This window comes from Antribacter soli, assembly GCF_021568775.1.
Classification (GTDB): domain Bacteria; phylum Actinomycetota; class Actinomycetes; order Actinomycetales; family Cellulomonadaceae; genus Antribacter; species Antribacter soli.
The window spans coordinates 39695-61307 of record NZ_JAKGSG010000029.1; the positions used below are offsets into that span (position 1 = coordinate 39695).

General features: G+C 71.1%; 13 protein-coding genes. 10 read left to right on the forward strand and 3 right to left on the reverse strand.

The genetic code is table 11. From position 1 onward, the window contains the following. Positions 1 to 52: 52 nt before the first annotated feature. Positions 53 to 2128 (reverse strand): family 43 glycosylhydrolase, encoded by a 2076-nt coding sequence (locus tag L1785_RS09875; RefSeq protein ID WP_236089090.1) that lies wholly within the window; start codon positions 2126 to 2128, stop codon positions 53 to 55. 564 nt (positions 2129 to 2692) lie between these two features. After that, entirely contained in the window at positions 2693 to 3403 is a 711-nt protein-coding gene (locus L1785_RS09880) for a class I SAM-dependent methyltransferase (RefSeq protein ID WP_236089091.1), read from the reverse strand. 259 nt (positions 3404 to 3662) lie between these two features. Between L1785_RS09880 and L1785_RS09885 the strand changes: the two genes are divergently transcribed. Continuing rightward, positions 3663 to 4625: an alpha/beta fold hydrolase gene (locus L1785_RS09885; protein ID WP_236089092.1), complete on the forward strand. Its 963-nt coding sequence runs from the start codon at positions 3663 to 3665 to the stop codon at positions 4623 to 4625. Between the two features lie 210 nt (positions 4626 to 4835). Here L1785_RS09885 and dinB read toward each other — a convergent pair whose 3' ends face one another. Continuing rightward, the gene (gene dinB / locus L1785_RS09890; RefSeq protein ID WP_236089093.1) at positions 4836 to 6092 is read right to left on the reverse strand and encodes a DNA polymerase IV; all 1257 of its coding nucleotides are present in this window, start codon (positions 6090 to 6092) and stop codon (positions 4836 to 4838) included. Positions 6093 to 6200: 108 nt separating this feature from the next. Here dinB and L1785_RS09895 point away from each other — a divergent pair, with 108 nt between their 5' ends. The 9 genes from L1785_RS09895 (at position 6201) to L1785_RS09935 (ending at position 21577) form a co-directional block, all read left to right on the forward strand. Beyond that, positions 6201 to 7601 carry a glycoside hydrolase family 125 protein gene (locus tag L1785_RS09895; RefSeq protein ID WP_236089094.1) on the forward strand — a complete coding sequence of 467 codons (1401 nt, stop codon included), beginning with the start codon at positions 6201 to 6203 and terminating at the stop codon, positions 7599 to 7601. An 88-nt stretch (positions 7602 to 7689) separates the two neighbouring features. Beyond that, positions 7690 to 8838 (forward strand): ROK family transcriptional regulator, encoded by a 1149-nt coding sequence (locus L1785_RS09900; protein WP_236089095.1) that lies wholly within the window; start codon positions 7690 to 7692, stop codon positions 8836 to 8838. Between the two features lie 100 nt (positions 8839 to 8938). Beyond that, complete coding sequence (locus L1785_RS09905) at positions 8939 to 10348, forward strand: extracellular solute-binding protein (RefSeq protein ID WP_236089096.1); 1410 nt, start codon at positions 8939 to 8941, stop codon at positions 10346 to 10348. A 23-nt stretch (positions 10349 to 10371) separates the two neighbouring features. After that, positions 10372 to 11358: a carbohydrate ABC transporter permease gene (locus tag L1785_RS09910; RefSeq protein WP_236089097.1), complete on the forward strand. Its 987-nt coding sequence runs from the start codon at positions 10372 to 10374 to the stop codon at positions 11356 to 11358. Further along, positions 11355 to 12197, forward strand: coding sequence for a carbohydrate ABC transporter permease (locus L1785_RS09915; protein WP_236089098.1), 843 nt, complete (start codon positions 11355 to 11357; stop codon positions 12195 to 12197). The genes L1785_RS09910 and L1785_RS09915 overlap by 4 nt, the downstream gene beginning before the upstream one ends. Before the next feature lie 32 nt (positions 12198 to 12229). After that, positions 12230 to 13495, forward strand: a complete 1266-nt coding sequence (locus tag L1785_RS09920; protein WP_236089099.1) for an alpha-L-fucosidase — start codon at positions 12230 to 12232, stop codon at positions 13493 to 13495. Next, positions 13495 to 16074, forward strand: a complete 2580-nt coding sequence (locus L1785_RS09925; protein ID WP_236089100.1) for a glycosyl hydrolase 2 galactose-binding domain-containing protein — start codon at positions 13495 to 13497, stop codon at positions 16072 to 16074. The genes L1785_RS09920 and L1785_RS09925 overlap by 1 nt, the downstream gene beginning before the upstream one ends. Continuing rightward, positions 16062 to 18377: a glycoside hydrolase family 3 N-terminal domain-containing protein gene (locus L1785_RS09930; protein ID WP_236089101.1), complete on the forward strand. Its 2316-nt coding sequence runs from the start codon at positions 16062 to 16064 to the stop codon at positions 18375 to 18377. Before L1785_RS09925 ends, L1785_RS09930 begins: the two co-directional genes overlap by 13 nt. Next, entirely contained in the window at positions 18374 to 21577 is a 3204-nt protein-coding gene (locus L1785_RS09935) for an alpha-mannosidase (RefSeq protein WP_236089102.1), read from the forward strand. Before L1785_RS09930 ends, L1785_RS09935 begins: the two co-directional genes overlap by 4 nt. Positions 21578 to 21613: the final 36 nt, after the last annotated feature.

The window sequence follows — 21613 nt, forward strand, 5'->3', positions numbered from 1 at the left end:
GAGACGACGGCCCGCGCCGCGGGCGGGGCTCGCGGCGACGGTGGGTGGTGCTCTACGGGGCGGTCAGGTCGAACCGCCGCACGGTGACCTCCCCGCCGAGGGAGCTGGTGGCGTAGTTGAAGATCCCGAAGCGGTAGCCCATGAAGAACTGCCACGAGTTGCCGAGCGTGAAGCCGGGGCCGAGCCGGGTGAACGTCACGCCGTCGGTGCTGTAGGAGAATGTGGCCTGCCGTCCGGAGCCGGGCCGGATGTCGGCGGTGGCCCGCAGCCAGATCCGGCCGCCGCTGACGGCCGCGCTCGCGGCCTCGGTGCCGGTGCCGATGGTGTTCCAGCTGCCGTCCATCGACAGGCCGTTGGTCATCGAGACCCGGGTGACGCCGTTGTCGCGCCTGACTCCGATCCACGCCGAGGAGTCCCGCAGCATCGCGAGCCCGGCCCGGTCGCCGTCGCGCATGGTGCTGTAGTCGAGCTCGATCGTCGCGGTGGACGACGGGCCCTGGATGCGGTGGGTGAGCGTGTTGCGGGCGTTGTAGAGGTCGTTCGTGACGGTGGCGGTCTGCAGCCGCAGCCCGTTGCTCACCGTGAACCTGTTCGGGTCCGGGTTGTGGTTCCACTCCCAGCGCGGGCCGAGCGCGGGCCCGGCGAACGTGTCGGGGCCGATCATCGATGCGACGGTGCGCGACGTCGTGATGTTCGGCTTGGAGTAGTTCGTGCCCCAGGCGCCGTTCACGGTCTGGACGGTGGGCCAGCCGTCGGCGCTCCAGCTGATCGGGGCGAGGGCCGGCACCCGGCCGCCGGGGTACGCGTCGACGAACGCCATGTAGTACCAGTCGCCGTTCTGGGTCTGCACGAGACCGCCCTGGTGCGGCACGCCGCCGCCCGGGATCGGGCCGGGCAGATCGAGCAGCACCTGGCGCATCTCGTAAGGCCCGAACGGGGAGGTGGACCGCAGCACGTACTGCCCGTTGGCCGGCCGCGTCAGCCAGATGTAGTAGTAGCCGTCCTTCTTGTAGAACCGGGCCCCCTCAAGGGTGCCGACGCTCGACGGCGTGCTGAACACCTGCTGGCTGCGCACCTGGCTGAACCCGTCGTCGGACAGCTCGGCCACGTGGATCGTGCCGTTGCCGTAGGCGACGTACATGGTGTCGTCGTCATCGACGAGCAGCCCGGCGTCGTAGTAGCACCCGTCGATCTGGGCGCGCTTGGTCCAGGTGCCGTCCACCGCGGTCGCCGTGTAGACGTAGGTGCGGTTGAACTCGACGCAGCCGATCCAGTAGTAGGTCTGGTTGCTGGGCCGGTAGCCGAACGCGGACGCCCAGATCCCCTTGACGTAGGCCCGGCCGCCGGCGAGGTCGTACGCGTTCGACCCGAAATCCAGTCTCGGCACGGAGTGGCCGGCGTACTCCCAGTTGACGAGGTCGTACGAGCGCAGGATCGGCGCGCCCGGGGAGTAGTGCATCGTGGAGGCGGAGTAGTAGTAGGCGTCGCCCACCCGGATGATGTCGCCGTCGGCGAAGTCCTGCCAGACGACGGGGTTGGTGTAGGTCCCGGTGCTCGGCCCGCCGCCGCTGCCGACCTTGACCAGCTCCCACTGCTGGTTGCTGCCGTTCCAGTCGGTGTACTGGACGATGCTGCCGCCGTCGGTGGTGGATGCGCCTTGGACCTCGACGGCTTTGCCGCTGTGGCGGGCGATCAGCTGGATGTGGCCGTCTACGTCCTGGAGGCTGAACTGCTGGTTGGTGGAGTTGTTGTCGGTCCACTGGATGATCGGGGCGCCGTCGGTGGTGGATCGTCCGGAGACGTCCAGGACCTTGCCGGACAGGCGTGACTTGAGCCGGTAGTAGCCGTTGCCGGAGTCGACGAACTGCCACTGCTGCTGGGTGCCGTCGTTGCGGGACCACTGGGTGATGCGCGCACCGTCGTTGGTGGCGAGGTTGTACACGTCCAGGGCCTTGCCGCTGTTGCGGTTGACCAGCACGTACCACGCCGTGGGATCCACGGTCGCGGCCGAAGCCGCGGGCGCCGGCGCCAGCGCCAGCGGCAGGGCCACGCCGACGAGCACGACAGCGACAGGAGCGACGAACGCGGCGGCGCGACGGGACAACCGAACTGCACTTCGGGAAGGCATCGTTGACTCCCTCATCGATGGACGGGCACTTGCGCAGGGCACGAGACACGGGATCCGGGGAGTCACTGCCGGGCGCGAGGCCGCGTCAGGTCCGATCCGGGACACCGTGTGAGCGCTCACATCGATGATGATGATGGCAGGTGCTTCCCCAGAGTGCAATCGTCTTCGACAAAAAATTTTAACGATATTTTCCTGCTGCTGCGGCAGGCCGGAGCTCGGACCGTGTCTGAGTGCCCGGAACTCCCGGCCGGAGGTGCGGACCTGGAGACAGGTCGCTTCGTGGCCGACGACGATGTCTGCCTGGTTCGCCCCGGGACTGGCCTGACCGAGCGGGACAGCGATCGTCAGTCACCCCGCCTGTGGGCGGCGCGTTCGGCGATGGTGCTGGAGAGCCCGCTGGCGAGCGCACTGCTGGAGAGCTTCCCCTTCACGGACTTGGCGCGATCCAGCGCCTCGCCGCCGACCCGCCTGACGGTATCGACGCCATCCGCTCCGGTCTCGAGGGCCTTGCACGTCCTCGATCAGCGCTTGGAGGGTCGACCGGTCGGAACTCCTTGTCGCATGTCAGGGCTTGGTCCGAGCGAAGCGCTCACCTGGGATCGGTACCGCCGCGCCCATGATGAGCGGTCGGACCAGCCAGGGCATCCCGCGCCACCGCCCGTGCGTCACCCGCTCTATGTCGAACCGTCTGCCCAGCGCCGCCAGGGTGTCGCGGTTGCAGCGGCACCCCATCGCGAACGCCGCCCAGGGCCCAGCCCAGCGGTCCTGGCTGCGGGCGAGCCCGGCGTCGTCGGCCCGGACGTGCTCAACAAACAGCAGCCGACCGCCGGGGCGCAGCACCCTGACGATCTCGGCGAGAGCGGCGTCGACGTCGGGGATGGTGCACAGCACGAGGGTGGAGACGACGGTGTCGACGCTTGCGTCGTCGGCTGGCAGCGCGTCGGCTGCGGCAAGCGCGACCTCGGTGGGAGTGGGCCGGTGGCTGCCGGCCGCGCGGGCACGCAGGCGCCGGAGCATGGCGGGCTCGGGGTCGGTGAGGAGCAGCTCCTCGGCTCCCAGCGGGTAGTGCTGGAGGTTGAGGCCGGTGCCTGCGCCGATCTCCAGCACCCGGCCGGTCGCGGCGCCGAGCAGGTCCGCGCGGCGCGCCCGCATCCCCAGCCGTTCGCCCCGCACGAGGAACGGGTCGTAGAGCAACGCCCCGAACCGGCTCCCCAGCCGGTCCGGTGTCGCCGCGCCCACATGTTGTTCATCGATCGTCAGTCTTGTCCTATCCATCGGTCCTCCTCGACTCGTTCTTGGTCCCATTCGAGCAGCCGCTGATCACCGGGCGCATCGCTTGAACGGGCTATCCCCCCGATGGCGCCGATGGCCGAACCAGGCCATCGAGCACCTCGCGCACCGCAGCCACGTGCGCAGACACACCTGTTGGGCCATTGGCTACGCTGTTTCGATGCGTTCCGTCGCGCAGCTCGTCCGCTTCACGAGCGTGAACGGCCGGAGGGTCGCGTGGGCGACCGCAGGATCCGGCCCTGCCGTGGTCGTGGGCGGCTGGTGGTGCAGCCACCTCGAACTCGACTGGCGCAACGCCCTGTTCCAGCGTTTTGCCGACATGTTCACCGACCGGTTCACCCTGGTCCGCTACGACCGGCCCGGGACCGGGCTGTCTGACCGCGACGGGTTGCCGATCACCGACCTGGATGACGAGGTGGCCGTGCTCGCCGCAGTCATCGACCAGGTGGGCGAGCGGGTCTCGCTGTTCGGCGCCTCCTCCGGCGGGTGCGTTGCCACCGCGTACGCCGCAGCGCAGCCCGAGCGGGTCAACCGGCTGGTGCTGTACGGCAGCTACGCCAACGGCGCCGAGATCGCCGACCGGGAGGCTCGCGAGTCGATCCTGACCATCGTGGCCAAGCACTGGGGCGTCGGATCCCGGCTGCTGACCGACGTCTTCCTGCCCAACGCCACACCTGAGGACCGCGAAGCGTTCGTCAGGTTCCAGCGGGCCTCCGCGACACCCGACATCGCCGTGGCCTCGCTGCGCGCGGTGTATCAGTTCGACGTCCGCGACCGGCTACCCGCTGTCCGGGCGCCCACGCTCGTGCTGCACCGCCGCCAGGACCGAGCCATCCCGTTCGCGCTTGGCCGGGATGCGGCCAGCCGGATCCCCGGTGCGTCCTTCGTCGCGCTGGACGGAACCGATCACCTGCCCTGGCGCGGCGACGCGATGGCCCTCGCGCACGCCGCCGTGGGCTACCTTGGCGACGGCTCCGGCCCAGCGGTCACTCGACAGGTCGGGGTGTCCGCGCCTGCGGACCTGTCGATGCGGGAGGTCGAGGTCCTGCGCCTGGTTGCCCAGGGGTGGAGCGACCACGAGATCGCCCAGCGGCTGGCGCTCAGCGAGCACACCGTGCACCGGCACGTCGCCAACATTCGAACCAAGCTCAGCGTCACCTCGCGCACCGCCGCAGTCGCCCACGCGGCCAAAGCAGGCCTCATCTGAACCGGCACCCCCGGCCTGTTCGCCAACGACGCCCAGACCGTCCACCTCCGTGCCGGCGGGGCGGCCGCCCCGCGCGGGCCGTCCTGCAAACCCCTTGCCGGGGCCGTCAGTCCGGCGCCGGCGGTCTGCGGGCCGCGGAGGGGGTCGTCAAGCCGGTCGGCCACCTGCTGCCGCATTGAAGCCAGCAACGCCTCTGGCGGCAACGGACCGTCACAGATCGTGCTCGGCGAGCTCGCGGAACTCGTCGGGCACGGCGCCGCCGCGGCGCAGCACGACGGGGAGGTAGCCGACGGCGTCGCCGCCGAACCGCGTCCGGATCGCGTCCATCGACTCGTCGACGGCGCGCCGTGCCGCCCCAGGTGCGGAGCCGGGACGCCACGGGTCCGGCGGCTGGAGGTCGAGCTCGAGCTGGATCGCCCGTTGGTCCGCGAGGTTCGAGACGGAGACGCCGAGCAGCGTGATCTCGCACGGTGCGGCGTCCTCGATCGCGGACCAGGCCAGCCGCTCGGCGATCTCGGTGAGCGTGAGCGTGGCCGCGACCGGCACCGGCAGCGTGAGGGACCGCGTCGCCCGGCGCATGCCCGTGAAACGCACCGCGACCGTCACGGTACGGCCCGCGCGCCCCTTGGCACGCAGCCGCCGCGACACCCTGTCGGACAGATGCGCCAGGACCGCCCGGACGTCGTCGGGCTCAGGGCGGCGCCGGCTCAGGGCCGACTGTGCCCCCACGGAGCGTGCGCGGCGAGAGGTGACGACCCGGCGAGGATCCTCGTCCTGCGCCATCGCACTGAGCTTGTGCCCGACGGCGTGCCCGAGGATGTGCTCGACCGCCGACGACGGGGTCCGAGCCAGCTCACCGATCGTCCGGATGCCGAGGTCGGCGAGGCGCTGCTCGTTCACGGGTCCCACGCCCCAGATCAGACCGACGGGGAGCGGATCGAGGAAGGCCCGCTCGGCGCCCGGAGCGACGACGACCAGACCGTCCGGCTTGGCCACCTGGGAGGCGATCTTCGCGAGGTGCTTGGTCCGCGCGGCACCGACCGAGATGGGGAGCCCCACCTCGGCGCGGACGCGCTCGCGGATCCGCGCCCCGATCGCAGCGGGCGGGCCGAACAGGTGCGTCGCGCCGAACACGTCGAGGAACGCCTCGTCGATCGAGATCCGCTCGACCATCGGCGTGACGTCCGCCAGGACGGCCATCACGGCATCGCCCAGCCGTTGGTACTCCCGGAAGTGCCCTCGGACGAACACGAGCTCAGGGCAGAGCCGCGATGCCCGCCAGCCGGGCATCCCGCCCTGCACCCCGTGCACCTTGGCCTCGTAGGAGGCCGCGAGCACGACTCCCCCGTGGGGCCCGCCACCGACGGCGATCGGCCGCCCTCGCAACGCGGGATCCAGCAGCTGCTCGACCGACGCGTAGAACGCGTCGAGGTCGGCGTGCAGGATCGTGGCGCCGGGTGCGGACATGACACGAGTCTACTCGAACATACGTTCGATCTACCAGAAGTGGTCCGGCGTCCCCCGGCATCGTCGAGCGGCTCGGAGCCGTGGACCACTGGTTTATCGTCGGCGGCCATGACCGACAGCGACTTTCCCGTCCCACCGGCGCCGGCCGGTCCGCCGCCTGACGATGGCTGGACCCGAAAGGTGCTGACCGACGACGTCGTCGAGGCCTGGACAGAGCGCGTCCGCACGGCGCTGCCTGGCACGGAGGTGCCGCGCGTGTTCCGCGCGTGCCTCGCGCGGACGATCCGCCGTAGCCTGATGCGCCTCGACTCCGGCGAGGTCGCGGTGATCACGGGCGACATCCCCGCGATGTGGCTGCGCGACTCCAGCACGCAGATGTGGCCGTACCTCACTCTTGTCGCGAGCGACCCCCGGGGCCCGCTGGCGGACGTCCTCGTCGGCGTGGCACTTCGACAGCTCGCGCTCATCGTGCACGACCCCTATGCGAACGCATTCAACCTGCGGCCGGACGGCCGGGCGCACAACCCTGATGACGAGTGGGGCGAGCACCCGGCGGACCAGCTGATCTGGGAGCGGAAGTACGAGGTGGACTCCCTGTGCTTTCCGCTGCAGCTGGCCACGCGGCTCTTCGAGGTGACAGGGCGACGGGAGGTGCTCGGGCCTGCACTCCAGGCGGCGCAGGTCGTGGTCCGGACGCTGCGGACCGAGCAGGACCATGAACGGTTCTCGCCGTACCGGTTCGTGAGGCCCGGCGGCAACGCGCTCGACACGCTGCCCCGTGGCGGTAGAGGAGGTCCGGTTGCCGTCACCGGGATGACCTGGTCCGGGTTCCGCCCGAGCGACGATGCGTGCACCTACGGCTACAACGTGCCCGCGAACCTGCACGCAGCGGCGGTGCTGGACGACATCGGAGCGCTGGTCACCGCCGCCTCGGAAGAATCCGGTCCGGCCCTCGCGGCCGAGGCCCGGGTGCTCGCCGACGAGCTGCGCGCCGGGGTCGAGCGGTATGGCGTCGTGGTGCACCCTGTGCATGGCGAGATCTACGCCTACGAGGTCGACGGACTCGGCGCGCACCTGCTCATGGACGACGCGAACCTTCCGAGCCTCCTGTCGCTGCCCCTCATCACGAACGTCCGGCAGGACGATGCGCGGTACATGCGTACCCGCCGGTTCGTGCTCTCCCCAGAAAACCCCACGTTCACGCAGGGAACCGCACTCGGGGGCGTGGGCAGCCCCCACACCTGGCCCGGCTGGGTGTGGCCCATCGCTGTCGCTACGGAAGGGCTCACGACCCAGAACCGCTCGCGTCGCGTCGAGGCGCTCCGAACTCTGGCGGCAACCACCGCCGGCACCGACCACATGCACGAGAGTGTGAACGCCGGCGACCCTACGCGGTTCACGCGCCCCTGGTTCTCGTGGGCAGACTCGATGTTCTGCCTGCTCGCGCTCGCGACAGCCGCACCTGACCGGTACGTGCCACCGGCGGCCCCCCGCGCTGAGCCCGCCTGATTCGTCCCGCTTCGCGTTGGGTCTTCCCAGTGACGAAACTAACAGTTAAGGTACCTGTTAGTTTAATGGCCCAAGCGGGAGGACCGCGATGGCGATGAAGGCTCTGTCGGCCAATGAGCTCGGCGTCATAGAGCTGCTGCTCACGCACCGATCGCTGTCTCGCAGCGATCTCGCCGCCACCACGGGTCTGTCGAAGCCTGCGACCAACGACCTCATCGCAAGGCTCGTCGAGGGCGGGCTGGTGGTCGAGGCCGGCGAGGTCGGAACCTTGCGACGCGGCCCGAACGCGATGCACTTCAGGGCGGCGACCGAGATCGCTGTCGTGGCGGGCGTCGTGATGCAGCCGACCCATGTGAGCGCGGTGGTCGCCGATCTCGCGGGTGACCCGCTGGGTGAGGTCGACGTACCGCGCCGCGGAGAGGACCCGGCAGCGCACGTCGCGACGGCCGTACGCGCCGCCGCGGTCGAAGCCGGCTACGGGAGCGCGGACCTGTGGCAGGTCGTGGTTGGCACCCCGGGCGTCGTCACGCCCGACGGCGACCTCGACTTCGTCTCCGAGCACCCCGACTGGCGCACCGGGCAGCGCGACCGACTCACCGCTGCGCTGCGTTGCCCTGTCTATCTCGAGAACGACGTCAACCTTGCGGCGCTGGCCGAGGCGCGCACGGGTAGCGCTCGCGACGCTGCCAGCTTCACGTTGCTGAGCCTCGACGAAGGCCTCGGCGCCGCCACCGTTCTGGACGGCGTGCTTCTGCGCGGTGCACACGGGTACGCCGGGGAGCTGGGCCTGGCACCCGCGGGGTTTGGTGAGGCGCCGATCGGCACCCCCGACGCGGGCCTGCACAGCAAGGTCGGCCGGCGGGCCCTGCAAGAGCTGCTCGACGACCACGGTCTCCCCGGACGCACTCCGGAGCAGGTGCTCGCCGGCGACGACCCTGCGGGCGCCGGGTTCCGGTCCGAGGTCGCCCGCCGTGTCGCGGTTGTCGTGGCGACGGTGTGCACCTTGCTGGATCCCGAGCTCGTCGTGCTGACCGGCTCCGTCGGCATCGCGGGAGGCGAGCGGCTCGCGCATGCTGCCGAGACCCTCATCCGGGACGCCTCGCAATTGCGCCCACGGATCGTGCCCACCGGCATCGGCGCCGGCGCCGGTCTGTCGGGCGCGCTGGCTCAGGCCGTCGACAACGCGCGAGACCACGTGTACGGACGCCCCGCACACCGCAGATCCGGTCGCCTATGACCATTCGATCGAAGCTCTCTCAGATGTCGCCCGCTTGCCTCGATGCCCGGACCCCCCGGTCGCCGAGCTGACCAACCCCAGTTGAAAGGGCCCGCCTACCATGTCACTCAACCCCCTTCGCCCGCCGGCCTGTCGCCGGCGTGCCGCTCGTGCCAGTGCCGGCATCGCCGGCCTCTCCGTGCTGCTCGCCGCGTGCGGCGTCGGTGGCGGTGGCAGCTCGACGTCCGCCGACGGTGACTCGCCCGCGATGGCCGGGCAGTGCGAGCTCAGCGAGGAGGTGGCGAACGACCAGCCGCTGAGCGGTGAGCCGTCGGGCACCATCACCTTCCAGACCACAGCGCTCAAGGAGTCGTTCTCGCCGTACTTCGAGTCACTCATCGCCGCATTCGAAGAGGAGTACCCGGACGTCACCGTCGAGTGGCAGGACGACCCCGGCGATGCGACGTTCACCCAGCGCCTGGTCACCGATGCGCAAGCGTGCGACCTGCCCGACGTCGTCAACGTGAACCAGACGACGGCGTATGCCCTCTACCGTGAGGGCTTCCTTCTCGACGTCTCCACGAAGGCCCCTGGCTACGGGGACGAATTCATCCCCTCGATCTGGGAGTCCCTGGTCTTCCCCGGCTCGGAGGACCACTACGTGATGCCCTGGTATTGGGGACTGACGGGGCTCCAGACCTTCAACACCGAGCTGATGACCCAGGTGGGCCTCGACCCGGCAGCCCCGCCCAGGTCCGTGTTGGAGCAGTTCGACATGGCCACCACCGTGGCGCAGAACTCCGGCGGCGACTTCTACGCCTTCGCCGCCAACCCGGCCCAGCGCGTGCCCAGCGACTGGCAGCTCATGGACGCGGCCGTCATCAACGAGGACGAGAGCGAGTTCACCTTCGCCGACGACCCGAAGATCCTCGAGTGGCTCGAGAAGTACGCGGAGATCTACGCCGCGGGCGCGCTGCCCAAGGACACCCTGTCGAGCGATGTCGACGTGACGCAGCTCTACTCGGCCGGCGACGTCGTATGGGGCTCCACGAATGCCTCGTTCCTGCGCTACGTCCAGGAGACGAACCCGGCGACGTACGAGAGTACGGGCGTCGCCTCGCTGCTCGACGAGCGCGGCACGGCGTTCCAGGAGGGCCAGCTCATCGGCATCCCCTCTACCTCCGACAACCCCGTCGCCGCGCTCGCCTTCGCGCAGTTCCTCCTGAGCCCGGAGTGGCAGACGACGTTCGTCGAGGACGAGCGGATCTCCAACTTCCCGTCGACGTCCGAGTCGCTGGACATCCCGAAGTTCAGTGACTTCTCCGGCGGGACGCCCCTCGATCGGGCCAACGAGATCTCCGTCGAGCTCGCGACGGACGCCGTCAACACGTTCATCTACAACTGGTCCGACGCGGTGAACTCCGCAGTGGTGTCGGAGCTGCAGCTCGCGATCGCGGGTGACAAGCCGGCAGCTGAGGCACTCCAGGACGCGGAGGATGCGGCAAACGAGATCCTCGCGAACCAGGGCTGAGACGCGACGGGCCAGGAGGAACGATGACGATCACCACCTCGTCCGTGAAGCAGGTCCCGTGGGCGGCACGTACCCGCTCCGGCGGCGGAACGGGGCGCCTCCGCCGGCCCCGTTCCACCGCCGGAGCGGGGATGTACCGCCCGTGGTGGATGCCCGTGCTGTGGATCGCTCCCACGGTGATCGTCATCGCCGCCTTCGGCGTCTTCCCGTTCCTGAACACGATCGTGCTGTCGTTCACGAACGCCACTCCGCTCGGCGGCGGCGGTGAGTGGGTGGGTCTCGCCAACTACGAGCGCATGCTCACCGACGACAACTTCTGGCGTGCGACACGCAACTCCATCGTGTACGCGCTCATCGCCGTCCCGCTGCTCGTCGTGCTGCCGCTGATGATGGCCCAGCTTGTCTACAAGCACCTGCCAGGCATCGGCTTGTTCCGCACGGCCTTCTACGCGCCGGTCGTGGCGTCGATGGTGGCGGTCGCCCTCGTGTGGCAGAACCTGCTCAACGAGCGTGGACCGATCAACACCGCGCTCCGGAGCGTCGGCCTGGTCGACTCGCCCGTCCCCTTCCTCTCCGACCCGGTCTTGCTTCTCGCGTCTGCTATCGCCCTGACCGTCTGGAAGGGACTCGGCTGGTACATGATCTTCTACCTTGCGGCCCTCGCAAATGTGCCCTCTGACCTGTACGAGGCGGCCGAGCTCGACGGCGCAGGCGCGGTGCGCCAGTTCATCCACGTCACGGTGCCCGGCGTCCGCCTCACGATGCTTCTCATCGCGATCATGTCGGGTATCGGGTCGCTCCGGGTGTTCACCGAGATCTACGTCCTGGGAGGCGCAACCGGTGGACCTGGCGGGCAGGTGCAGACCCTGCCCTTCTACATCCGTGACACCGCGCTCGATCCGATCGCCGGCAACGCGGGATACGGGGCAGCGGTCTCGGTCGCGCTGTTCCTTCTGACGGTCGGCCTTGCCGTGCTGTCGCACAAGTTCGGCTCGAGGGAGGAGTCATGACGTGGTGGTATGCCCGCGGACGCCAGCGCGCGGTCGTGGTGCGCTACGTGCTGCTCCTGCTCGTCCTCGCGATCTCTGTGGGCCCGCTGCTGTGGCAGCTGTTCTCCTCGTTGAAGGGAAGCGAAGAAGCGCTGTTCGGCAGCGAGGCCACCTTTCTCCCGCAGGACCCGTCGCTCGCGGCGTACCGCACCGTGTTCGAGCAGGTGCCGATGGCGCAGTACATCCGCAACAGCTTGATCATGTGCGCCCTGACGATCGGGTCGCAGGTCGTCTTCCCGACGCTCGCGGGCTACATGCTCTCTCGTCGTCATTGGCGTGGCCGGTCCGGCTTCTACAGCCTGCTCATCGTCTCGATGATGTTCCCGTTCGAGTCGATCATGGTGTCGCTGTACATGCAGATCCGTGACATGAGCCTGGACAACACGTTCGTCGGGGTCTGGCTGCCCGGAGCCATCGCGGCGGTCAATGTCCTCATCATGCGGGCGACGTTCGCGGCGGTACCGGACGAGATCGAGGACGCGGCGATGCTTGACGGCGCGGACGAGTGGCGCCGGTTCTTCCGCCTCTACCTGCCCGCGGCGAAGGGGTCGTTGGTGGTGGTGGTCATCAACTCCTTCATCGCGGCTTGGGACGACTTCCTGTGGCCTTTCATCGTGCTGCGATCTGAAGAGCTCTACACCCTGTCCCTCGGTCTGGCGCGCCTCGCCGCGTCGTCGCTGTCCTTCGACCCGCGGGTCATCATGGCCGGCTCGATCATCGCCATCGTCCCGATCATGGTTCTGTTCATCGCTGTGCAGCGGTACTTCTTCAAGGGTGTTGAGTCGGGGGCGATCAAGTGAGGTGCAAGTCCGCAGCGACAGCCGGCGGACCGGTGATTGCGCCCACACCCGGGCAGCTCGCGTGGCAACGGCTCGGGATCGGCATGTTCGTCCACTTCGGGCTCAACACCTTTCACGGTAAGGAGTGGAGCGACGGCACTCTGCCCGCAGAGTCGTTCGCCCCGACCGACCTTGATGCGCGCGAATGGGTCGACGTGGCGGTCGCTGCGGGCGCCCGATACCTCGTGCTGACGGCGAAACACCACGACGGGTTCTGCCTGTGGCCGACATCCACCACGGACTACTCCGTGGCGTCATCGCCGTGGCGCGCCGGGAGAGGCGACGTGGTCGCCGAGGTAGCGGAAGCGTGCCGCGCGGCAGGTATCGGTCTTGGCCTGTACCTGTCACCGTGGGACCGCAGCCATCCCGCCTACGCCGACCCGTCCGCGTACGCCGACGTGTATGCGACGCAGCTCACCGAGCTGTGCACACGCTACGGCGACCTCGTCGAACTGTGGTTCGACGGCGCCGGCTCGGAGGGCTACGCGTACGACTGGGACCGCATCACGGCGGTGCTACAGGCCCACCAGCCCGGCGCGATGGTGTTCAACATGGGCGCGCCCACCATTCGCTGGGTGGGCAACGAGGACGGTCTCGCGAGCGACCCGGTCGAGTACGTCGTCCGGCACACCCAGATGAGCAACTACACGATCGTCACGAGCGAGTTCGCCGAGGCGCTCTACCTGCCACCCGAGTGCGACGTGTCGGTCCGCCGCGGCTGGTTCTGGCGGGCGGACGACGAGCCCAAGACGCTCGAGCACCTGCTCGCGATCTACTACCGCTCGGTGGGGCTGGGCGCCAACCTCCTGCTCAATGTGCCTCCCGACACCCGCGGCCGCATCGACGCGACGGACGCCGTCGTCGTACGCGCGTTCGGCGCCGAGGTGCGCCGCCGGTTCGGCTCGCCCCGGGAGGCGGTGCTGTCCGAGCCGACGGCCGCCGGCTCCCGGTGGCGCGCCGAGCTCACCGGCGACGGACCTGTGACGTTCGACCACGTCCAGCTGCGCGAGGATCTCGTGAGCGGCCAGCGGATCACCGGGCACACGGTGCGGCTCGACGGGCGAACCGTTGCACAGGGCGGCACGGTCGGCGTCGACCGCATTCACGTCGTCGGGCCCCTGACCGGCACAACGCTGGAGGTGGAGCTCGTCGGCGAGGGGGCGCGGCTGGCGAGCATCGCAGTCCACGCGACCGGATCCACGCACGCCCCACAGGTTCCGGAGCACTACGTCGCCCCCACCGACTACCCGGAGGACTAGTGCCCGACGCCGTATCGCTCGAGCGCGCCCGGACGGATCCCCGCATCGTCGACCTTGCCGCAGTTCCGTGGCGAGTCCGCCTGCTCGCCACGCACCTCGGGCCCGGCACCCTGCCCCCGGGACCAACCGTGCACGCTGCGGCGGCAGCAGGAGTCGCCGCGACCGTGCCCGGGTCCGTCCACACCGACCTGATGGCCGCGGGACTCCTGCCCGACCCCTTCATGGACGACCATGCGGACACGGTCCGCTGGGTGGGTGAGAGCGACTGGGAGTACGCGACCACCGTCGATCTCGCGCCGACGGCGGTGGAGCACGCCCGACGTGCGGAACTCGTCCTCGAGGGGTTGGCGACGCTCGCGACGGTCCGGCTCAACGGCACCGAGGTCGCATCGACGGCGAACGCGCATCGCGCCTGGCATCTGGACGTGACAGATCTGCTGCGGGCCGGCGCCAACGACCTGACCGTGACCTTCGCCTCGGCGGCGCGAGCCATGCGGGAGGCCGACGACGGCGCGCTTCCTTACGACTGGGCGTACGCCTACAACCGCGTGCGCGTGATGGCCTGCAGCGTCGGTTGGGACTGGGCGCCGACGCTCGTCACCGCCGGCCTGTGGCGCGCCGCGCGCCTCGAGACCTGGTCCGGCGTTCGGCTGCGCGCCCACGTCGCCACCCGCCTGAGTGCGGATCTGACCGAGGGCATCCTCGTCGTCGACGTGGTGCTCGACGGCCCGGTGGTCGCGTCGGGCACGGTTCAGGTGAGCCTGGGCGACCATGTCTGGCAGCGCGACGTCGACGGCGCCGCCCGCCTCGAGCTGGCGGTGGCCGACCCGGCGCCGTGGTGGCCACGCGGGTACGGCGACCCGGTGCGCCACGACGTCGTCGTCCGGTTGGTCGGCACCGGCCAGGAGCTGCACCGGCGGGTCGGGTTCCGGCACGTCACCCTGGACACGACCCCAGATGCCTGGGGCCGTTCCTGCACCCTCGTCGTCAACGGCCGGGCCGTGTTCGCGCGCGGCGCGAACTGGGTGCCCGACGATCTGCTTCTCTCCCGCATGACGCCCGCCCGGTACGCCGCTCGGGTCGCGCAGGCAGTCCAGGCGGAGATGACGATGCTCCGGGTGTGGGGCGGCGGGACCTATGAGGACGAGGCGTTCTACGAGGCCTGTGACGAAGCGGGACTGCTCGTCTGGCAAGACTTCGCCTTCGCCTGTGCCGCCTACCCGGAGGACGAGTCGTTCGCCGGTGAGGTGGCCGCAGAGGCCCGGGAACAGGTCCGCCGACTTGTGCCACACCCGTGCGTCGTCGTCTGGAACGGCTCCAACGAGAGCTTGCTCGGTTGGGCCGACTGGGGGTGGCCCGACCGCGTCGGGACGCGCGCCTGGGGAGAGGGCTACTTCCGCGGCATCCTCCCGGACATCGTCGCGCGGGAGGACCCGGGTACGCCGTACGTCCCCTCCAGCCCTTTTTCCACGACGCCCGGCGTCGGACCCAACGTTGACGGCGAGGGCAGCGCACACCTCTGGGATCAGTGGAACCTGCTCGACCACACGACGTACCGCGACCACGTTCCCCGCTTCGCCGCAGAGCTCGGCTACCAGGCGCCGCCTACGTGGCGCACGCTCACCGGCGCCTTGTCTCTCGACCCGCGCAGGCTCACCCCGACGGCACCCGCTCTCGCCGGGCGGCAGAAGCAGTCGGGCGGCATGGCACACCTCGTGCGCCGGCTCGACGGGCACGTGCCGGACCCCGACGCGCTCGTCGACGACCTGGACGACTGGCTCTGGGCGACGCAGCTGAACCAGGCCGATGCCTTGCGCACCGCCGCGGAGCATCTCCGCGGTCACTGGCCTCGCACTGCCGGATGCCTGGTGTGGCAGCTCAACGACGCGTGGCCCGGCATCTCGTGGTCGCTGATCGACCACGACGGGCGCCCCAAACCCGCCCTCTACGCGGTGCAACGCGCTTACGCGCCCCGGCTCGTCACTCTTCAGCCCCGGGACGGTGCTACCGCCGCCGTCCTGGTGAACGACACCGACACCGCCTGGGACGCGAGAGTGCTCGTCCAGCGCGTTCACGTCACGGACGGCCCCGTGGCGGCCACCGTCCTCGACGTCCCGGTCGGACCACGCGCGGTTGCCCAGCGCCACGTCCCGCCCGACGTCGCCCTCCCCCATGCCCGCCGGGAGGAGGTGCTGGTCGCCGACGCGCTCGACGACCCGGCGTGCGCCGGAGCCTCGGTCGGTTCGGGCGCGCCCACCCCGCGTGCGCGTCGGGCAGTGGCGGCGCTGTGCCGCGAGGACGGCGTGCGGTGGCCCCGCGCGCTTTCCCGCACCCGCGTGGTGCCCACCACGAACGGCGTCGACGTCGAGATCACCGCCGATGTGCTCATCGCCGACGTGACGATCCTGGCAGACCGCGTCCACCCCGACGCCCGCGTCGCGGACGCGCTCCACACTCTCCTGCCAGGGGAGAGCGTCACCGTCCACGTCGCCCTGCCCCAAGCCCCGGCTGCCGCGACGCGGCGCGCACTCGCCGGTCCGCCCGTGCTGCGAACCAGGAATGACCTATGGCACCGATGACAGCTCCCGACGTCGCCGCGTGCGTCGCGGCACTGGTGAGCGACCTCACCCTCCGCGAGAAGGTCGGCCAGCTCAACCAGGGCCTCCTCGGCTGGCACTGCGTGCGCCGCGGCCCGCGCGGCTGGGAGACGACCGACGTGCTGCACGCGGAGGTCGAGCGCTGGGGCGGGCTCGGCGCCCTGTACGGGCTGTTCCGCGCCGACGCCTGGTCCGGGCAGCACTGGGGAAACGGCATTCGGCCCGAGGAGCGGGCCGAGGTTGCCGCGACGGTGGTGGCAGAGGTCTCCGCCGCGTCCCGGCACGGGATCGGCCCCCTGCTGGTGGAGGAAGCGCCGCACGGGCACCAGGCGCTCGGCGCGGACCTGCTGCCCGTCAATCTCGCCGTCGGCGCCACCTGGGACCCGGACCTCTATGCCGAGGCGTGCGCCGCGGTCGCGACCGCTCTGCGCGCCGACGGCGTCCACCTCGCTCTCGTCTCCGCGCTCGACCTGCTGCGCGACCCCCGGTGGGGCCGTGCCGAGGAGTGCTACACCGAGGCCCCGGCCCTCGCCGCCGCCTTCGCACGCGCGGCAGTGGTCGGCATGCAGGGCCCGGACCGGGCCCGGTTGGCGGACGGCACCGGCGTCGGTGTGGTGCTCAAGCACTTCGCCGCCCAGGGCGGTGGAGTGGGTGGGCGCAACGGCCACTCGGCGCAACTCGGTCCGCGCGACCTGGCCGAGCTGCATCTGCCGGCTGCCCGGGCCGGTATAGCGGCCGGCGCGGTCGCCGTCATGGCCGCATACAACGACATCGACGGGGTGCCCTGCGTCGCCAACCGCGGGCTGCTGACCGAGCTGCTGCGCGGGCAGTGGGGCTTCGACGGGCTTGTCATGGCCGACGGGCTCGGCGTCGACCGCATCGTCGAGCAGGTCGGTGCTCCCCTCCCGGGGGCTGCGGCCGCACTCACGGCGGGGGTGGACCTGTCCCTGTGGGACCGCTCGTTCGCACTGCTCGAAGAGGCCGTCGGCGCGGCACCGGCTCTGGGGGCGGCCGTTGACCTCGCCTGCGCGCGAGTCCTCACCGTGAAGGCACAGCTCGGTCTGGTCCCCGGGCTGCGGGGCCGACGCGACGAGACGCGGCACGCCGCCCATCGATCGGGCGAGCCCGACCAGTCCGGCACCAGTGCCCGCAACACGCACCGGTCGACGGTGGTGCTCTCCCGACGGCTCGCCGAGCGCTCTGCCGTGCTGCTCCGCAACGGTAGCGGCGAAGCCGACCAGCCTCTGCCGCTGCGGCCGGGCACGCGGTGGGTGGTGACCGGCCCCCGGGCCCACGACGTCGAGTGCCTCCTGGGCGACTACGTCCCGCCCTTGCCGCAAGATCGCCGTCGTTCGATCGCGACGGCGCTGCACGAGGCCGGCGAGCGCGCTGGTGTCACCATCCGGCCGCTCGAGGAGGGGGCCGAGGGCCACGGCACCGCGCTCCGGGCGGCGGACGGCGTCGTGGTCGTCCTCGGCGGCTCGAGCCATAGGGCCTACACGGACGCGTTCGCCGACAACGGGGCGAACACCGGCCAGACCGCTGCCGACTGCGGCGAGGGCGTGGACGTCGCCCGCGCCGTGCTTCCCCCCGGCCAGGTCGAATCGCTCGCGGCGATCCGGCGGGCGACGGAGAGCCCGGTCGTCGCCGTCGTCGTCGCCGGCCGGCCGTACGTGCTGACCGACGTTCTCGCGTACGCCGATGCGGTGCTCCTCGCCGCCTACCCGGGACCGCACGGCCCGGACGCGCTCGCCGACCTCATCCTCGGGGCAGCGCAGCCGGTCGGCCGCCTTCCCGCCACGCTGCCCGCAGACCCGAGTGCCCTTCCCGTGCACCACGACGAGCGCATGGACGCGGCCGGCGTCTACCGCGACGTGCCGGACCCCGAGCTCCGTCCGCTCGGTGCAGGTCTTGGCTACGGGAGCCTGCGGCTCGTCGCTTCCCGCGTCGTCGCCGTGCCCCGCGGCCTGCGCGTCGAGGCGGACGTGGCTGCCGTGGCCGGCGTCTGGGACGCCGAGGAGGTTGTTCAGATATATGTCCGTCGCACGGGCGGCCTCGCGTGGCCGCGGAGTGCGGAGCTGGCCGCGTGGCGGCGAGTCAAGGTCGCGGCCGGCGCGTCGGCCCGCGTGGTGATCGAGGTTGGCGACGAGGCCGCGTTCGTCCCGCCGGAGGAGGTCGTGCCGTTGGCCGCTCGCGCCGCCGTCGTGACGGTTGTGGCGGGTGCAGGACGCGAGGCGCACACGGTCGAGCCGTACCTGCCCCGGCAGGAAGAGGTCATGGCGTGAGCCCGGACCCCGACGACGTCACTCTGGGGCGGGTGCGCCGGTTCGTCGACGAACGCCTCACCCCAGCGCTCGACGCGGCCGCCGCGCCCCTGTGCGTCGAGCTGTGGCAGGCCCCAGGGTCATGGACCCCCGGGGAGCCGCCACCGTTCACGCACGTCTCGGCGCTGTCGCCGCGCGAGTTCGTCGCCGCCCCGCCCGGCACCCCGTGGGGCCCACCGTGGTCGACGGCGTGGCTCCGGTTGCGCGGCGAGGTGCCCCTCGAGTGGGCGGACGCCGACGCTGCCGGGCCCGGCGCCTCCTCCGCCCGAGCCTCCGCAAGCAGCCCGACGCGCGACTGGGTCGACGTCGTGGTCGACCTCGGGTTCACCCGAGACACGCCGGGCTTCCAGGCCGAGGGAACCGCGCGGACCAGCGCTGGTCGCGTCATCAAGGGGATCCAGCCCTTCAACCACCACGTACCGCTCGCAGCGCTCCTCGCCGACGACCCCGCCGCTGCCGCGGACTGGCGGGCCGGCCGCGCGCCGTTCCCCGTCGACCTCTGGGTGGAGGCAGCGGCCAACCCCGTGCTCGACCCCGACTTCACGTTCGCACCGACCCCTCTCGGCTCCCCGGCGACACTCCCGGCGGATGCGCTCTACCGCGTCGGTGCGGTCGAGCTCCGGCGCCGGGACGCCGAGGTCTGGGCTCTGTGGCACGACCTGCGGGTGCTCCGCGGCCAGCTGGAATGCCTGGGCGCCACCGACCTCCGGCGCCGGCGTATCCTGCGCGCGCTCTCCCGCCTCCTGGACGTCATGGCGATCGAGTCACCCGACGCCGTGCGGAGCAGCGCACGGCAGGGCCGTGCCGCGGTTGCGGCCGTGCTCGGGGAGGAGGCGGGGACCGCCGCCCACCGCGTCATAGCTGTCGGGCACGCCCACATCGACTCGGCGTGGCTGTGGCCGTACCGGGAGAGCCGTCGCAAGGTGGTGCGCACGTACGCCAACGCTCTCTCGCTGCTCTCCGAGTACCCGGAGGTGACGTTCGCGACGTCCTCGGCGCAGCACCTCGCCTGGGTCGAAGAGGCCGACCCGGACCTGTTCGGGCAGATACGCGACGCCGTGCAGTCCGGACGGTTCGTCCCGGTTGGAGGCATGTGGGTCGAGGCAGACACGGTGCTGCCCGGTGGGGAGTCGATGGCTCGTCAGTTCGTGGAAGGCATCACCTGGTTCGCCGAGCACCTCGGGGTGACGTGCGAGGAGGTGTGGTTGCCGGACTCGTTCGGCTACTCGGGCGCGCTGCCCCAGATCGTGCGCCATGCCGGCCCACGATGGTTCCTCACGCAGAAGCTGTCGTGGAACGACACCAACCGGATGCCGCACCACTCCTTCACCTGGGAAGGCATCGACGGCTCGCGGGTCCTCGTGCACTTTCCGCCCGTCGACAACTACAACAGCGACCTCAGCCCGCGCCAGCTGGCGCACGCTGAGCGCAACGTGGCGAGCTCGGACGCGACGTCGGCGCGCCTGTCCATGGCACCGGCTGGGTGGGGCGACGGCGGCGGCGGGCCCACGCGGGCGCATGCCGAGGCGGCGCGCCGGCTCCGCGATCTGGCAGGGTCGCCGCGCGTGGCGTGGGGCACGCCTGCGGAGTTCTTCGCCCAGACGCAACGGCTGATGACCGACGCCGATGTCGGGGAGCCGACGCCGGTGTGGGTGGGCGAGATGCCACTCGAGCTGCACCGTGGCGTGAGCACCACCCAGCAACGGACGAAGGCCGGGAACCGGCACTGCGAGCGGCTGCTGCGAGAGGCTGAGCTCTGGTGCGCGACCGCTACGGTGCGCACGGGCGCGTCCTACCCTCTCGCGGAGCTGCGCGAGCTATGGCAGACGGTCCTGCGCCACCAGTTCCACGACGTCCTGCCCGGGTCCTCGATCGCCTGGGTGTACGACGACGTGACGCGCGACCACCAACGCGTCGCGGCCCGCTGCGAGGACTTGATCTCTCGAGCCCTGACGGCGCTGGTGCACCCCGGCGAGGGGCACGTCCTGGCGAACGCCGGCCCGCTGCCCGTCGAGGGTGTGCCGGCCCTCGGGTCCGGCCGCGAGCCGGAGGACGCTCCCCCCGCGCCCGCCGTCACGCCTGTTCGCGACGGCGCGACCTGGGTCCTTGAGGATGCCGCGACACGTCTGGTGGTGGACACCCAGGGACACATCGTCGCGCTCGTCGACCGCGCGAGCGGGCGGGACGCCGTCGGTCTCGCGGGCCCGGCCAACGCCGTGGAGCTGCACCGCGACCTCCCCAACCGCTGGGACGCGTGGGATGTCGACGCCCACCACGCGCGTGTCGTGAGCGGCGTGCCGGACGCCGACGTGCGTGCGGAGGGGCCCGCCGTGGTGGTCACACGCTGCTTCGGGAGCTCGCGGCTGACCCAACGACTGACCTTGGCCGGCGGCGCCGTACGGGTCGAGACCGAGGTGGACTGGCACGAGCGCGAGCAGCTCCTCGTCCTGGCCTTCCCGCTCGACCTGCGGGCGGACGACGTCGCGGCCGAGACCCAGTTCGGGCACGTCCGCCGGCCCACCCACAAGAACACCTCCTGGCAGACCGCCCAGTTCGTGCATGCCACGCACCGATGGCTGCACGTCGCCGAAGGCGGGGTCGGCGTCGCCGTCGCCAACCGCACGACGCACGGTTACGGGATCAGTCGGCACGTCCGCGAGGACGGCGGCACGACCACGCGGCTCGAGCTCCACCTGCTGCGCGGACCGCGTTACCCCGACCCCGGCGCCGACGTGGGTCGACACAGCTTCGCTCACCTCCTGCGACCCGGGGCGACGCTGGGGAACGCCGTCGCCGACGGGTACGCCCTCGCGCTGCCGCTGCGCCGGGTCGCGGGCCGCGGCGACGTGGCCCCGCTCGTGCGCGTGAGCGGCGAGGGGGTGCTTGTGGAGAGCGTGTCTCTCGCGCACGACGGGTCCGGTGACGTGGTGGTCCGTCTGTACGAGGCGCACGGCCGCCGGGCGGACGCTCGCGTGATCGTCGACCTGCCCGGCGGGCGGCTCTCACGCACCGACCTGATCGGACGGCCCACCACGAGGGACGGGAGCATGGCGTGCCGTCTCGTCACGGAGAACGACCGCCCCGGTGCGGAGCTGACCATGCGGCCGTTCGGCCTGCTCACCCTCCGGGTGGCACGCGGCGCGAAGGATGGTGCGCCGTGACGGTCGCGGTCGGCATGGCACTCGGTGAGACAGCGA